This window comes from Rhodococcus sp. MS16, from assembly GCF_013277795.1.
GTDB classification, from domain to species: domain Bacteria; phylum Actinomycetota; class Actinomycetes; order Mycobacteriales; family Mycobacteriaceae; genus Rhodococcus_F; species Rhodococcus_F globerula.
Genome location: NZ_VBTM01000001.1, coordinates 657640 through 670910 on the forward strand (window position 1 = coordinate 657640; position 13271 = coordinate 670910).

General features: G+C 62.2%; 12 protein-coding genes. 6 read left to right on the forward strand and 6 right to left on the reverse strand.

The features are described from left to right. Positions 1 to 13 precede the first annotated feature (13 nt). Positions 14 to 985, reverse strand: a complete 972-nt coding sequence (locus tag FEZ60_RS03160) for a heme A synthase (RefSeq protein ID WP_172935494.1) — start codon at positions 983 to 985, stop codon at positions 14 to 16. 96 nt (positions 986 to 1081) lie between these two features. Between FEZ60_RS03160 and lexA the strand changes: the two genes are divergently transcribed. Further along, positions 1082 to 1741: a transcriptional repressor LexA gene (gene lexA / locus FEZ60_RS03165; RefSeq protein ID WP_141485774.1), complete on the forward strand. Its 660-nt coding sequence runs from the start codon at positions 1082 to 1084 to the stop codon at positions 1739 to 1741. A 64-nt stretch (positions 1742 to 1805) separates the two neighbouring features. Here lexA and FEZ60_RS03170 read toward each other — a convergent pair whose 3' ends face one another. The 5 genes from FEZ60_RS03170 to mptB form a co-directional block, all read right to left on the reverse strand. After that, complete coding sequence (locus tag FEZ60_RS03170) at positions 1806 to 2336, reverse strand: hypothetical protein (RefSeq protein WP_172935495.1); 531 nt, start codon at positions 2334 to 2336, stop codon at positions 1806 to 1808. A 134-nt stretch (positions 2337 to 2470) separates the two neighbouring features. Further along, complete coding sequence (locus tag FEZ60_RS03175; RefSeq protein WP_172935496.1) at positions 2471 to 3934, reverse strand: hypothetical protein; 1464 nt, start codon at positions 3932 to 3934, stop codon at positions 2471 to 2473. Continuing rightward, a complete protein-coding gene (locus FEZ60_RS03180; protein WP_092808030.1) occupies positions 3916 to 4773 on the reverse strand; it encodes an ABC transporter permease in 858 nt (285 codons plus the stop codon). The genes FEZ60_RS03175 and FEZ60_RS03180 overlap by 19 nt, the downstream gene beginning before the upstream one ends. Beyond that, complete coding sequence (locus FEZ60_RS03185) at positions 4770 to 5714, reverse strand: ABC transporter ATP-binding protein (RefSeq protein ID WP_045067702.1); 945 nt, start codon at positions 5712 to 5714, stop codon at positions 4770 to 4772. The genes FEZ60_RS03180 and FEZ60_RS03185 overlap by 4 nt, the downstream gene beginning before the upstream one ends. Further along, positions 5711 to 7336: a polyprenol phosphomannose-dependent alpha 1,6 mannosyltransferase MptB gene (mptB, locus tag FEZ60_RS03190; RefSeq protein WP_172935632.1), complete on the reverse strand. Its 1626-nt coding sequence runs from the start codon at positions 7334 to 7336 to the stop codon at positions 5711 to 5713. Before mptB ends, FEZ60_RS03185 begins: the two co-directional genes overlap by 4 nt. 339 nt (positions 7337 to 7675) lie before the next feature. Here mptB and FEZ60_RS03195 point away from each other — a divergent pair, with 339 nt between their 5' ends. The 5 genes from FEZ60_RS03195 to FEZ60_RS03215 all read left to right on the forward strand — a co-directional run bounded on the left by FEZ60_RS03195 (position 7676) and on the right by FEZ60_RS03215 (position 13271). Next, positions 7676 to 8341 carry a metalloregulator ArsR/SmtB family transcription factor gene (locus tag FEZ60_RS03195; RefSeq protein WP_080711642.1) on the forward strand — a complete coding sequence of 222 codons (666 nt, stop codon included), beginning with the start codon at positions 7676 to 7678 and terminating at the stop codon, positions 8339 to 8341. A 129-nt stretch (positions 8342 to 8470) separates the two neighbouring features. Further along, positions 8471 to 9931, forward strand: a complete 1461-nt coding sequence (gene sufB, locus FEZ60_RS03200; RefSeq protein WP_033232102.1) for a Fe-S cluster assembly protein SufB — start codon at positions 8471 to 8473, stop codon at positions 9929 to 9931. Further along, on the forward strand, positions 9931 to 11151 hold the full coding sequence (gene sufD / locus FEZ60_RS03205) for a Fe-S cluster assembly protein SufD (protein WP_172935498.1): 1221 nt from the start codon (positions 9931 to 9933) through the stop codon (positions 11149 to 11151). Before sufB ends, sufD begins: the two co-directional genes overlap by 1 nt. Before the next feature lie 33 nt (positions 11152 to 11184). Continuing rightward, positions 11185 to 12000, forward strand: coding sequence for a Fe-S cluster assembly ATPase SufC (gene sufC / locus FEZ60_RS03210; RefSeq protein WP_033232100.1), 816 nt, complete (start codon positions 11185 to 11187; stop codon positions 11998 to 12000). A gap of 5 nt (positions 12001 to 12005) precedes the next feature. After that, positions 12006 to 13271 (forward strand): cysteine desulfurase, encoded by a 1266-nt coding sequence (locus tag FEZ60_RS03215; protein WP_172935499.1) that lies wholly within the window; start codon positions 12006 to 12008, stop codon positions 13269 to 13271.

A 13271-nucleotide genomic window follows, 5' to 3' on the forward strand; every position in this document is an offset into this window, starting at 1 on the left:
CCGCCAGGTGGTTTCAGGCCGCTACTGCGGATGCTGCCGGAACGTCTTGTCTGACCTTTCCGGCTGCCCACACCGCCGCCGTTGCTGCCGTGCACAGACCGGCACCCGCGACATGCAGGATCACGAGGATCTGCGGTACATCGGTGAAGTACTGAACAACGCCGATCAGCGCCTGAGCAACAATCAGGACCAGCAGAACATGCAGGCGTTTCTTCACGGCAGCGGATGTTCCGACCGCATAAAGGCCGAACGTCAAACCGACGACCAAGGCCAGATAGCCGACCAGTAGTTGTGAATGCAGATGAACCAGGGTGACGATCTCGACTTCGAGGCGGGGAACCGTCCGGTCAAGACTCTTGTCGCCGGCATGCGGGCCGGCACCCGTCACGAGCGTTCCCGCGACCAGAACTCCGGCAAGAGCCACACCACTCAGTGCCGCGAGCCAGCGCAGCGGCTTCGGCATCACGATCAGTGTGGTCGCGTCATCAGGTTCGGCGATCTTCGCGTACATAACCGTGGCGATCCACACCATCAGCATCGACGCAACCAGGTGAATAGCAACCGTCCACCACAGCAACCCCGTGAGGACGGTAATTCCCCCGATGATCGCCTGAATGACCGTGCCGAGCGGAATCATCCACGCGTACACCAGAACCTCGCGGCGACGACGCGCACGCGTCACGGCCAGGACGATCGCAGCCGCGACAATCACAACCACAAAGGTCAGCAGCCGGTTTCCGAACTCCACAACCTGATGGATGATCGCGACCTCACCATGGCCGACCGGAACAAAACTGCCCGGGAAGCACTGCGGCCAGGTCGGGCAACCCAGCCCCGACGCAGTCACACGCACAACCGCACCTGTGACAGCAATACCGCCCTGGGTCAAGATCACGATGAACGCGATGATCTTCTGCGTCTTCAGCGAGGGGAGAGGCAGGCGATCCACCAAGCTCAAAAATCCGGCATACACACGATTCACCACGCCAACGATGGTAGTTCCCCAACAACTACAGCGTGTCGTTGGGGCAGCCCGCCCTACTGCAGAAGACTGTCGGCACCCCTCACTACGATTCTCCGAGTGACGCATTACGACGAACTCGACATGTTCGGTGGCCTCGACGCCTCCACCCTCCCGCTCCGCCAGCAGCAGATTCTCGCCACAATCCGGGACTGGGTGACCACAAACGGATCCACGCCGAGCACCCGGCAAATCGGGGACGCGGTAGGTCTGCGGTCGACGTCGACGGTATCCAAACACCTCAAGAGCCTCGAGGAAAAGGGATTCCTCCGCCGGGGCACGGCGATGGCTCGGCAACTGGACGTCCGACCCTTCCTGGTCGGAATCAAGGGAGGTTCGTCGAACAACAGTGTCGAGGTGCCGGTGGTCGGCGATATCGCGGCCGGTGCACCGATTCTCGCGGAAGAACACACTGACGAGGTATTGGAACTACCGCGCGAACTCGTCGGCTCCGGAACGGTGTTCGGGCTTCGGGTGCGCGGCGAGTCGATGGTGGACGCCGCGATCTGCGACGGCGATGTTGTTGTGGTGCGCCGCCAGGACGAGGCCCATTCGGGCGAGATAGTGGCTGCGATGATCGACGGTGAGGCCACGGTGAAGGTGCTCCGACGCCGAAACGGCCACGTGTACCTCGAGCCCCGCAACTCGGCCTACCAGGTCATGGACGGCGACCACGCAACCATATTGGGCAAAGTTGTTTCGGTGATGCGGAGGATCTGAGGATCTCGATCATCGCCGACCTGTGACAGTCGAGGAGCAGGTCGAATCGCCGGTCTCTCAGTGACTATGACAGTGGAATGATCGCTGCCGCCAGTACGGCGGGTGGAGGCAGCTTCAGGTGTGTAGTGACAGGTCCGAGACCGATCTCTGGCCACTCTGCGATGAGGGGTAGATCCTCTGTGTCAGGCAATGGCGTCAGCTCAAATAGGTACTCGCGCTGCTGTATCTCGGAGTTCTCGTATCCCTGTCCATCTCTGTGCCGAATGGGTTGAAGCACCGAGTCCTCGAGAGCTCTCAACCGCAATGGTCTCCCATGCGTCTCGCCGGGTCGGCGTCGGCCGGTTTCAGGATCGGTGATCGCCGGCGCTGTGTATTGACGTAGTAGCGCGTCAGCGTGAACGCCTTTGGCGACCACGACAACTGCGAGTTCGAGCCCCGATGTGTAGGCCACAATCGACCGTAGCCCCACAGTCACGCCTTCCACTTGGGCCAACAGCTTCGGACCGTGTGCGATTGCACCCAACTCTTTGGCGTCGGGCGGCATGAATCTCTGATACCAGACCATGATCTGAGCCTGGCACACGAACAGATGCATGTGCAGTGATTGCCCACCGGCCCGACGCGTTCGCATCCCAGCGGTTTCATACTGCTGTCAAAGCCGACGCGCTCAATCCTGCTGATGTGAATGGGATAGGTATCGAGCGCGGCGGGGGTCCTCGGTGTCCTGAGTCAGTACGCGCGAACGCGCACAATTCCGGAAATCGTTCCCTGGAAGTACTCGCCGGACGCGGTGATGAGGGCCGACATCTGCAGGGTGTCGTGCACCACGGTGGCGGGCATCGTGGTGGACCCGATCTGCGTTCCGTCCTTCGAGTCGATGACGGCAAAGGAGTAACCGTCGAGTGGCGTCGTGTCGGCTGAGCCGTCGCGCGTCACTGTGTAGATGTTGTCGTCAGCCGTGGATAGATGCGGGACTGCGGAGCTTCGAATCGTGTTGTCCCACACAACATGACAGCCAACCGGATCGATGTCGACCCGAGTCATTCCGCCGTTGAATGGTGCGGTGGCTGGAACCGCAGGACCGGCGCCTTCCGGTGTGGTCGGATACGGATACCCGTAGGTGCCGGCTACGTAGACGGAGTGGCCGATCGCAATGGGGGAGTTCTCGCTGCCGCTCGGTGAGCCGTCCTTGCCGGCTGCGGTCAGGACGGGTTGGGAGCACACTTCGGCACCCGTATCTGACCGATAGACCCGGACGCTGACGGTCGGGTGAGCGTTGTCGACGATCGTGACAAAATCACTGCCCGTCGACGGCCCGAAGTACGTGGGTGTCGATCCTGTTCCCCAACTCAACTGGCCAGGGTTCCTCGCGGGGCCGCGGTCGTAAGGCTGACGCCAATCGACGGCGATATCGTCGCCCTTGCGGCTCAGTTGGTACAGCGCATGAGTGGTGGCGACGGCCGTTCCCGTGGGCGAGGTGGAAATACTGTTCTGAACCTGTTCGCCTTCGGGGAGGTCGATGGTGTGAGCGATTCGATCGGTGCCGACAACGCCGACGGTGCCGTGGCCGGTCGCGAACCAGACATTGCCGGTCCAGTCCGGTGCCAGTCCGGTGACATTGTCGTCGGCTGCGACGGCGCCAGAGAGGTCGATAACGTCGGAGAGTTCCAGACGCCAGGTTCCGTCGGGGTTCTGAGCATGCGCGATGCGAACGAGTTGGCGATTGCCGTCGACGGCAACCAGTCGGTTCTCGTGGTCGAGGTATGCGTAGACGCCACCGAGCAGGCTGCCCTTCGCCAGGGGCAACTGCGCGACGGATCGGCCGAACGGTGACGCCTCGGCCTTGGGATCGATGAGGTGAATGGTCGGGATCTGACCGAGCATCGTGGTGCACAGAGAGACGATCAGGCCGTCGGAACCTTGCAAGATTGTCGGGCACGCCGACATCAGAGGAAACGCGGTGACCTCGTGAGGTTCGATGCCCGGCCCGGGGAGGGGAGTGACGTCGGACGAACCGGCGTCGCCGTGCATCGTTGCTGTGCCGACCGGACCGAGGTAGGGATTGGCCGGTGCCAGCGGGCCCGCAGTCGGCAACGACGCGGTTGACGGAACGGCAGCAAGTAGCATCAGCGCACTGGTTGCGCCGGCTATCCGGAGTGCCTTCCGCGAAATGCTCACGTGAATTTGAACCACCGTGCGGCGCAGGCTCCGCCGATCACAGCCCAGACGAGCAGCACGACGATCGAGAACCAGTCCATCGAGGACGCGAGGGCCGAGTCGAGTGCATGGGCCAAGGCGCCGGACGGAACCAGGCGTACCAAGGTGTGCAGGGCGTCGGGGATGTCTTCGCTGATCAGTCCGACACTGCCGATACCTGCCATCACAAACCACAGGACATTGGCAAGTGCCAGAACGATTTCCGCACGCAATGTGCCGCCGAGGAGCAGTCCGAGTGCGGTGAAGGTAACGGTTCCCAGCGCGATGACCACCGCGCCGATCGCCAGTTCCGTCGGCGTCGGGCGCCAACCAAGCGCCAGGGAGATCAGGCCGAGTATGACCGATTGCAATGCCACGACGATGATGACGGCTGCGCTCTTGCCGGCGATGATTCCCCACCGCGGAAGTGGTGTAGCGCCAAGACGTTTGAGTGCGCCGTATCGGCGGTCGAAGCCCACTGCGATTGCCTGCCCGGTGAATCCGGTGGACATCACCGCCACCATCATGACGCCGGGCAATACTTTGCTGACCCTTGAATCGCCCAGATCGCCCAGGGGCAGGAGGGACAGTCCGATCAGCAGCGTGATGGGAATCAGCATCGTCAGCAGTAACTGCTCGCCGTTGCGCAGCAACAACGTCAATTCGAGCTTGGTCTGAGCCGCCATCATCTTCGCCGCAGAGTTGGGGCGAGGATCGGGGGAGAACGTACCGGGCTCGAAGCGATTGTCAGCCAACCGTCGGTCCCGGGCGCTGTTCGCCGAAGCATTGTTCTGGCTATTCGACACGGCTTTGTTCACGACCTTGTTTCCCGTCATCCCCGCAGATCACGACCCGTCAATTCGAGGAAGACGTCTTCCAAACTACGTTGATCGACGCGAATGTCATTGATCAGGACATTTTGTTCGGCGCACCATGTTGCCACCGTTGCCACCGTCGACGGTTCGATCGAGCCTTCGATCAAGTATGTCCCCGGATTGGCTTCGCTCACTCGGAATTCCCCGGCGAGGGACAGTGCAAGTGAATCGACACTCAGTCCGGACATCGTGGTCAGTCGCAATTGACCCTCGGCTCCCTTGCTGGTGACTTCGGCGGGAGTGCCCGATGCGACGATGCGGCCGTGGTCGATGATGACCAGTTCGTCGGCCAGTGCTTCAGCTTCGTCCATGAGGTGAGTGGTCAGGAGAATGCTGACACCGTCGCGGCGCAATGCATCGATCAACTCCCATACGAGGAGACGGGCCTGGGCGTCGAGGCCTGCGGTCGGTTCGTCGAGGAAGACAAGTTCCGGTCGGCTTACCAGTGCACAGGCCAACGACAGGCGTTGTTGCTGGCCACCGGACAACCGTCGATACGGAGTTCGCCGGGCGTCGGTCAATCCGAGCTTGGACAGAAGCCAGGTGGGATCGAGAGGATCAGCGGAGTACGAGGCCACGAGGTCGAGCATTTCGCCGGCTTTGGAGCCGGGGTACGCGCCGCCGCCTTGGAGCATGACGCCGATCCGCGAACGAACTTCACCGGAATCGGCGATCGGGTCCAGTCCGAGTACTCGGACCGTTCCGGAATCAGGGGTGACAAAGCCTTCACACATCTCGACCGTAGTGGTCTTACCAGCGCCGTTGGGGCCGAGAAGGGCAACGACCTGCGCGGTTTCAACGGTGAGATCGATACCGTCCACGGCACGAACACCGTCAAACGATTTGACGACGCCTTCTATCCGCACGGCAGGCGTCGACGATCTTGTTGCACTCGAGGTCACGGAGAATCAGCGTAAGCCCCGGCAGAGTTGCCTTCGTCCACTGGTCTGGTTTTCGTGATTTCCGCTACTGGTTTCTCGCTACGCCAGGGCAGGGAATTCCGGGTGAGGTAGATCAACGCAAAAGCGGTGATGATCGTCGCGACGACCGCTTGGACGATCATGAACGGCAGGTATTCGGCGCCGTTCGACATGAGCATGACGCTCACGATCGACGTGAACACCACGGCAGGGACGCGGAATATCGGAGCGGTTGCCCAGGCTGCGAGCGGGAGTATCGCCCAGAGCAGGTACCACGGTTGCACAACCGGGAAGAGCAGCACGATCGCGCCGAGGGCAATGCCGAGCCCGCCGACGGGATGGAGGCGTCCCATGTAGACGGAGACCATCATTCTGGCCGTGATCAGCACTGCGACCAGATATGCGATCGGGCGGGTGATGGTGAGAATCGCCGTCGTGTGGTCGCCGAGTCCGAGAAGCACTCCGGCCAATCCGGTGCCGACGCCAAGGAGCGTCGGTATCGACATCCAGCTTCGCACGGCTGTCGCGGTGTTGAGCGTGTTGATCCAACCCATACCCAAGCCACTGGCGACGCTGATGACGCCGATCACGACAACGGTCACGCCGGCGAGCAGCAGCGCCGCCGAGAAGAAGGACTTCCAGGTTCCGCCCCACCGGCGGGCCAACGCCATTCCGACAAAACCGAGTGCAAGCAGGGACGGGATCTTTACGGTCGCCGATAACGCGATCAGGCCGGAACCGGCTATCAACAGAGCAAGCGAGCGACCTCGGATCGGGCCGGCGCCTTCGACCGCGCGCAGCGCCACCTCGATTCCGGCGAGCATGAGGCCGAGCATCAGGGCCTCGTTGTGAATGCCGGCAACCAGATGGAACAGCAGGAGGGGATTGGCGGCGCCGAGCCAGAGGGAACTGACCGCAGAGACACCGCACCGCTTTGCCAGTCGGGGCAGGGCCCACACGATCAACGCAACGCCGACCAGAACGAGCAGGCGATGAAGGAAGATTCCGGCAACGATGTTGTCGCCGGTCAGCGAACTGATGCCGCGTCCAAGCCACAGAAAGAACGGTCCGTACGGTGCCGGGGTGTCACGCCAGATCGTCGGAACAGTTCTGGTGAGCACGTGATCGACGCCGAGCGCGGCTTTGGGGCCGATGAGATACGGATCGAGTCCGCGGGCCGCGATCTCACTCTGCGCCAGGTACGAATACACATCGCGACTGAACATCGGCGGTGCGACGGTCAGCGGCAAAATCCACAGCAACAGCGTGCGGTCCAGTTGTGATCTGCTCATGCGGCGCGGCGCGCCGGCGCGAGTTCGCAGATCACCGACGGCAAATCGGCCCAACATGAGCCACGCCAGGACAACCAGAACGGTTCCGGTCATAGTCATCGTCAACGAGACAGTCGGCATTCGTCCGGGGAGACTCAGCACCCGTAGTCCGGCCGTCGGATTCTGGAGTACAGGCTGCGCACCCGCACCGAGTGCGCCAACCGCCATCAACACGGTGCCTGTCGCGCCGAAACGCCTGATTCCGCGAAGCTGAGCGGTCTCCTTCTCGTTCAGACCGGGGCGCTCGTCCTCGTCGCCGTGCAGCGTCGCCATCACGGATTGCCGGGGCTTGGATCCGAACGGCCGGACACCGAGGGTGGAGAGGACAAGTTGTTTCGGCTTGTCCAGCAGGATCGCGCGGGTCGACTGCGCGGTCGTCTTCTGCGTGGGGGTCTGCGGCACCCAGGAAGCCTAGCGGCTCGTGCGCAGGGCTCGGACAACTGTGAACAATGCGGGCAGTCCGCCTATTCCCGAATGTAATGCAGGTTGCCCTTAGTAGACCTGCGAAAAGAATTCCGTCACACTTGTGTTGTGAAAAGAAATGCGACTCGCACTCAAAGCAAGGAAGCTGCAGGTCAGTCCACTGCAGCTGCCTCGCAGGGTCCTGTCGTAATGCCGGTAGCGGTGGGTGTCGAAGGCCAGACTCGGGCAGCGGTGGTCAAACTGCTCCTCGAAGAAGGGCCCATTACAGCCTCCGAAATCGGCACGCGACTCGGTTTGAGTGCGGCCGGTGTCAGGCGTCACCTGGACGCGTTGATCGAGTCCGGTGAAGCCCGCGCCGCATCCGCGTCGTCGCTCCGTCAGCGTGGACGCGGGCGTCCCGCCAAGCAATTTCAGATCACCGCCACAGGACGTGGGCGTCTCGGTCACGCGTACGACGATCTTGCCGGCGCGGCAATGCGCCAACTCCGCGAAATCGGTGGAGACGCCGCGATCGAGGAATTCGCCAAGCGGCGGGTGCAGGCAATTGTGGGAGATGTCGAACCGGCAGATCCCGCCGACCTCGGCGCCGTTGCGGAGACGGCAGATGCCATTGCTGACGCTTTCAGCGCCGTCGGATTTGCCGCGTCGACCAGGCCGGTGGGTAACGGCGTGCAGATCTGCCAGCACCACTGCCCGGTTTCCCATGTGGCAGAGGAGTTTCCGGAACTGTGTGACGCGGAACAGGAAGCGTTCCGGCAACTGCTCGGCACGCACGTTCAGCGTTTGGCCACCATCGCGAACGGTGACTGCGCCTGCACGACACACGTTCCCCTCGTATCGAACGGGAGTAGATGAAACCTCCCGATCCGCTAGTTCCCAAAGTTTTTCGCTAGTTCTTCACAGTCAGAAATGTTCCTCGCGTCGAATTCAGCCCTCGTCGCTGCGGAGCAGCCGTCAAGTAACAAGACTCCGGAAGGAGCTCGCATGACCGTCACATCAGACCAGGCGACTACCACTGCAGCTGCAGGCACCGAGCCGCTATCGCAGGAAGAGGCCATCGCGTCCCTCGGTCACTACGGCTACGGCTGGTCCGATTCCGACGTAGCCGGAGCCAGCGCACAGCGCGGACTCTCCGAGGCTGTCGTGCGGGATATTTCCGCGAAGAAGAGCGAGCCGGAATGGATGCTCGACATCCGCCTCAAGGCTCTGCGCACCTTCGACAAGAAGCCGATGCCGAACTGGGGCAGCGACCTCGAAGGTATCCACTTCGACAACATCAAGTACTTCGTCCGGTCCAGCGAGAAGCAGGCCGAGTCGTGGGAAGACCTGCCCGAGGACATCAAGAACACGTACGACAAGCTCGGCATCCCCGAGGCGGAGAAGCAGCGCCTCGTTGCCGGTGTTGCCGCTCAGTACGAGTCCGAGGTCGTCTACCACTCGATCCGTGAGGATCTCGAGCAGCAGGGCGTCATCTTCCTCGACACCGACACCGGTCTCAAGCAGCACCCGGAGCTGTTCAAGGAGTACTTCGGATCGGTCATCCCGGCCGGCGACAACAAATTCTCCGCGCTGAACACCGCGGTGTGGTCCGGTGGCTCGTTCATCTACGTTCCGCCGGGAGTCCACGTGGACATCCCGCTGCAGGCGTACTTCCGCATCAACACCGAGAACATGGGTCAGTTCGAGCGCACCCTGATCATCGTCGACGAGAATGCCTCCGTGCACTACGTCGAAGGTTGCACCGCGCCGATCTACAAGTCCGATTCACTGCACTCGGCAGTTGTCGAGATCATCGTGAAGAAGGGCGGCCACTGCCGCTACACAACCATCCAGAACTGGTCCAACAACGTCTACAACCTGGTCACCAAGCGCACCAAGGTCGAAGCCGGCGGATCCATGGAGTGGATCGACGGCAACATCGGTTCCAAGGTCACCATGAAGTACCCGGCCGTATGGCTGATGGGCGAGTACGCCCGCGGTGAAGTTCTCTCCGTCGCATTCTCGGGCGAGGGACAGCACCAGGACACCGGCGCCAAGATGCTCCACTTGGCTCCGCACACGTCGTCCACCATCATCAGCAAGTCCGTCGCCCGTGGCGGTGGACGCGCGTCGTACCGCGGTCTTGTGCAGGTCAACAAGGGTGCCCACGGTTCCAAGTCGACCGTCAAGTGTGACGCTCTGCTGGTCGACCAGATCAGCCGCAGCGACACTTACCCGTACGTCGACATCCGCGAGGACGACGTCACGATGGGCCACGAGGCCACTGTTTCCAAGGTCAGCGACGATCAGCTCTTCTACCTGATGAGCCGTGGTCTGACCGAGGACGAGGCCATGGCCACCATCGTCCGTGGATTCGTCGAGCCCATCGCGAAGGAACTCCCGATGGAGTACGCGCTCGAGCTCAACCGCCTTATCGAACTTCAGATGGAAGGGGCTGTGGGTTAGTGACCACGCCAGAGACCGGTGTCATCGGAGCTGTAGTCGGGGAGAACCCGACCGCTCCTGTAAAGGGTGCAGCCACAGGCTCACCCATCACGAACAAGGGTGAGCAGTTCTCCTCGTTCGACGTCAATGCATTCGAGGTTCCCGGCGGACGTGACGAGATCTGGCGGTTCACCCCGCTGCGTCGCCTGCGCGGATTGCACGACGGCAGTGCTGTTGCCAACGCTCAGATCACGGTCGACGTCGAGGCCGGTAGCGATGTCACCGTCGAGACTGTCGGCCGCGACGACGAGCGCCTCGGCAAGGCCGGCGTCCCTGCCGATCGCATTGCAGCGCAGGCATACTCGAGCTTCGAGTCAGCGACGGTCGTCTCGATCGGAGCTGAGGTCGAGGTCGAGAAGCCCGTCGTCGTCACGATGACAGGCGCAGGCGCCGACACAGTTGCCTACGGCCACACCCAGATTCGTCTGGCACAGTTCGCCAAGGCAACCGTTGTCCTCGATCAGCGCGGCAGCGGAACGTTTGCGGAGAACGTCGAATTCGTTCTCGGCGACAGTGCGCACCTGACCGTCGTCGCAGTTCAGGATTGGGCCGAGGATGCCGTGCACGTCACGTCGCATCACGCTCGCCTCAGCCGCGATGCAGTTCTTCGCCACACGGCGATCAGCCTTGGCGGCGACCTCGTTCGTCTCTCGGCAACGGTGAAGTACGACGGACCAGGCGGCGACGCCGAACTGCTCGGTGTGTACTTCGCTGACGACGGACAGCACTTGGAACAGCGTCTGCTCGTGGATCACAGCCAGCCCAACTGCAAGTCCAACGTGGTCTACAAGGGCGCACTGCAGGGCGATCCGAATTCGAGCAAGCCCGATGCGCACACCGTGTGGATCGGCGACGTTCTGATTCGTGCAGCAGCCGAGGGAACCGACACCTTCGAACTCAACCGCAACCTCGTCCTCACCGATGGTGCACGCGCCGACTCGGTGCCGAACCTCGAGATCGAGACCGGCGAGATCGTCGGAGCCGGACACGCCAGCGCTACAGGTCGTTTCGACGACGAGCAGTTGTTCTACCTGCGCGCCCGCGGCATCCCGGAGGATCAGGCACGCCGCCTGGTCGTGCGTGGGTTCTTCCACGAGATCATCAACAAGATCGCTGTTCCCGAGGTGCGCGATCGCCTCGAAGCCGCAGTCGAAGCCGAACTCGCAGCAGTCGGTTCCTGACCGCCCCGATACTTCTCATCTTGAAGGAATTTCATGTCTACCAGTGACAACAGCACCACACCGGCCACCTCGGTCCTCGAGGTTCGTGACCTGCACGTCGAGGTTGCCAACAGCGACGCCAACGCCGAACCCATCCAGATCCTCAAAGGTGTCGACCTGACGGTCCGCTCCGGCGAGACGCACGCGATCATGGGCCCCAACGGCTCGGGCAAGTCGACGCTGTCGTACGCCATCGCAGGTCACCCCAAGTACCAGGTCACTTCCGGTTCCATCACCCTCAACGGTGAGAACGTCCTCGAGATGAGCGTCGACGAGCGCGCTCGCGCCGGACTGTTCCTGGCGATGCAGTACCCCGTCGAGGTTCCCGGTGTCTCCATGTCCAACTTCCTGCGCACCGCCGCTACCGCAGTGCGCGGCGAGGCCCCCAAGCTTCGCCACTGGGTCAAGGAAGTCAAGGAAGCACTCAACGAGCTCGAGATCGATCCCGCGTTCATCGAGCGTTCCGTGAACGAAGGTTTCTCCGGTGGCGAGAAGAAGCGCCACGAGATCCTTCAGCTGGGCATGCTCAAGCCGAAGATCGCGATCCTCGACGAGACCGACTCCGGTCTCGACGTCGACGCGCTGCGCACCGTCTCCGAGGGCGTCAACCGCTACAAGGAGCGCGAGAACGGTGGCGTTCTGCTGATCACGCACTACACGCGCATCCTGCGCTACATCGCTCCCGATTTCGTTCACGTCTTTGTCGGTGGCCGCATCGTCGAGTCCGGCGGACCGGAATTGGCCGATGAGCTCGAGACCAACGGCTACGTTCGTTTCACAGCGGACGCTTCAGCAACCCAGGGAGCATAAGCGCGATGACCACCTCGGTGCGCGAGCTCGACGTCACCAGGATTCGGGAAGATTTCCCTATCCTGGGACGTACGGTGCGCGACGGAAAACCTTTGGTGTACTTGGATTCCGGTGCCACGTCGCAACGGCCACTCCAGGTGCTCGACGCCGAGCGGGAATTTCTCACCACGTGCAACGCAGCGGTGCACCGGGGTGCTCATCAGCTGGCCGAAGAGGCTACCGACGCCTACGAGGACGCGCGAGCTTTGATCGCGGAGTTCGTCGGGGCTGATTCCGACGAACTCGTCTTCACCAAGAACGCCACCGAAGCGCTGAACCTGGTGACGTACGTTCTCGGTGACGACCGCTTCGATCGGCACGTCGGTCCCGGCGACGAGATCGTCATCACCGAACTCGAGCATCACGCCAATCTTGTTCCGTGGCAGGAACTTGCGCGGCGTACCGGCGCTACGTTGAAGTGGTACGCGGTCACGGACGACGGCCGGATCGATCTCGATTCGCTCGAATTGACCGATGCCGTCAAGGTTGTTGCCTTCACTCATCAGTCCAACGTGACAGGCGCGATCGCGCCTGTCGAGGAATTGGTTCGGCGGGCCCGAGCGGTCGGCGCTCTGGTGGTTCTCGATGCGTGCCAGTCGGTTCCGCACATGGCAGTCGACTTCCATGCACTCGATGTCGACTACGCGGCATTCTCGGGTCACAAGATGCTCGGCCCCACCGGTATCGGTGTTCTGTACGGCAAGGCCGACCGGTTGGCAGCGATGCCTCCGTTCATCACGGGCGGATCGATGATCGAAACCGTCACGATGGAGGCCAGCACGTATGCGCCGGCGCCGCAGCGGTTCGAGGCAGGAACGCAGATGGTCTCGCAGGTTATCGGTCTCGGTGCTGCGGTGCGCTATCTCAGCGATGTCGGTATGGATGCGATTGCCGCACACGAGCATGCGCTGATCGAAGCCGCACTCGCGAAGCTTTCGGCAATCGACGGCCTACGCATCGTGGGTCCGCAGACCGCTGAAAACCGCGGCGGCGCAATCTCGTTTGTCGTCGACGGCATCCATGCCCACGATCTCGGTCAGATTCTCGACGACGAGGGTGTAGCCATCCGCGTCGGACACCATTGCGCCTGGCCACTGCACCGCCGCCTCGGGGTCGCGGCTACGGCCCGTGCGTCGTTTGCCCTGTACAACACCGCTGAGGAAATCGACGTGCTGGTTGCGGCGATCAAGCGTGCCCAGGAATTTTTCGGTGTTGCAGGGGAGTTGAACTGA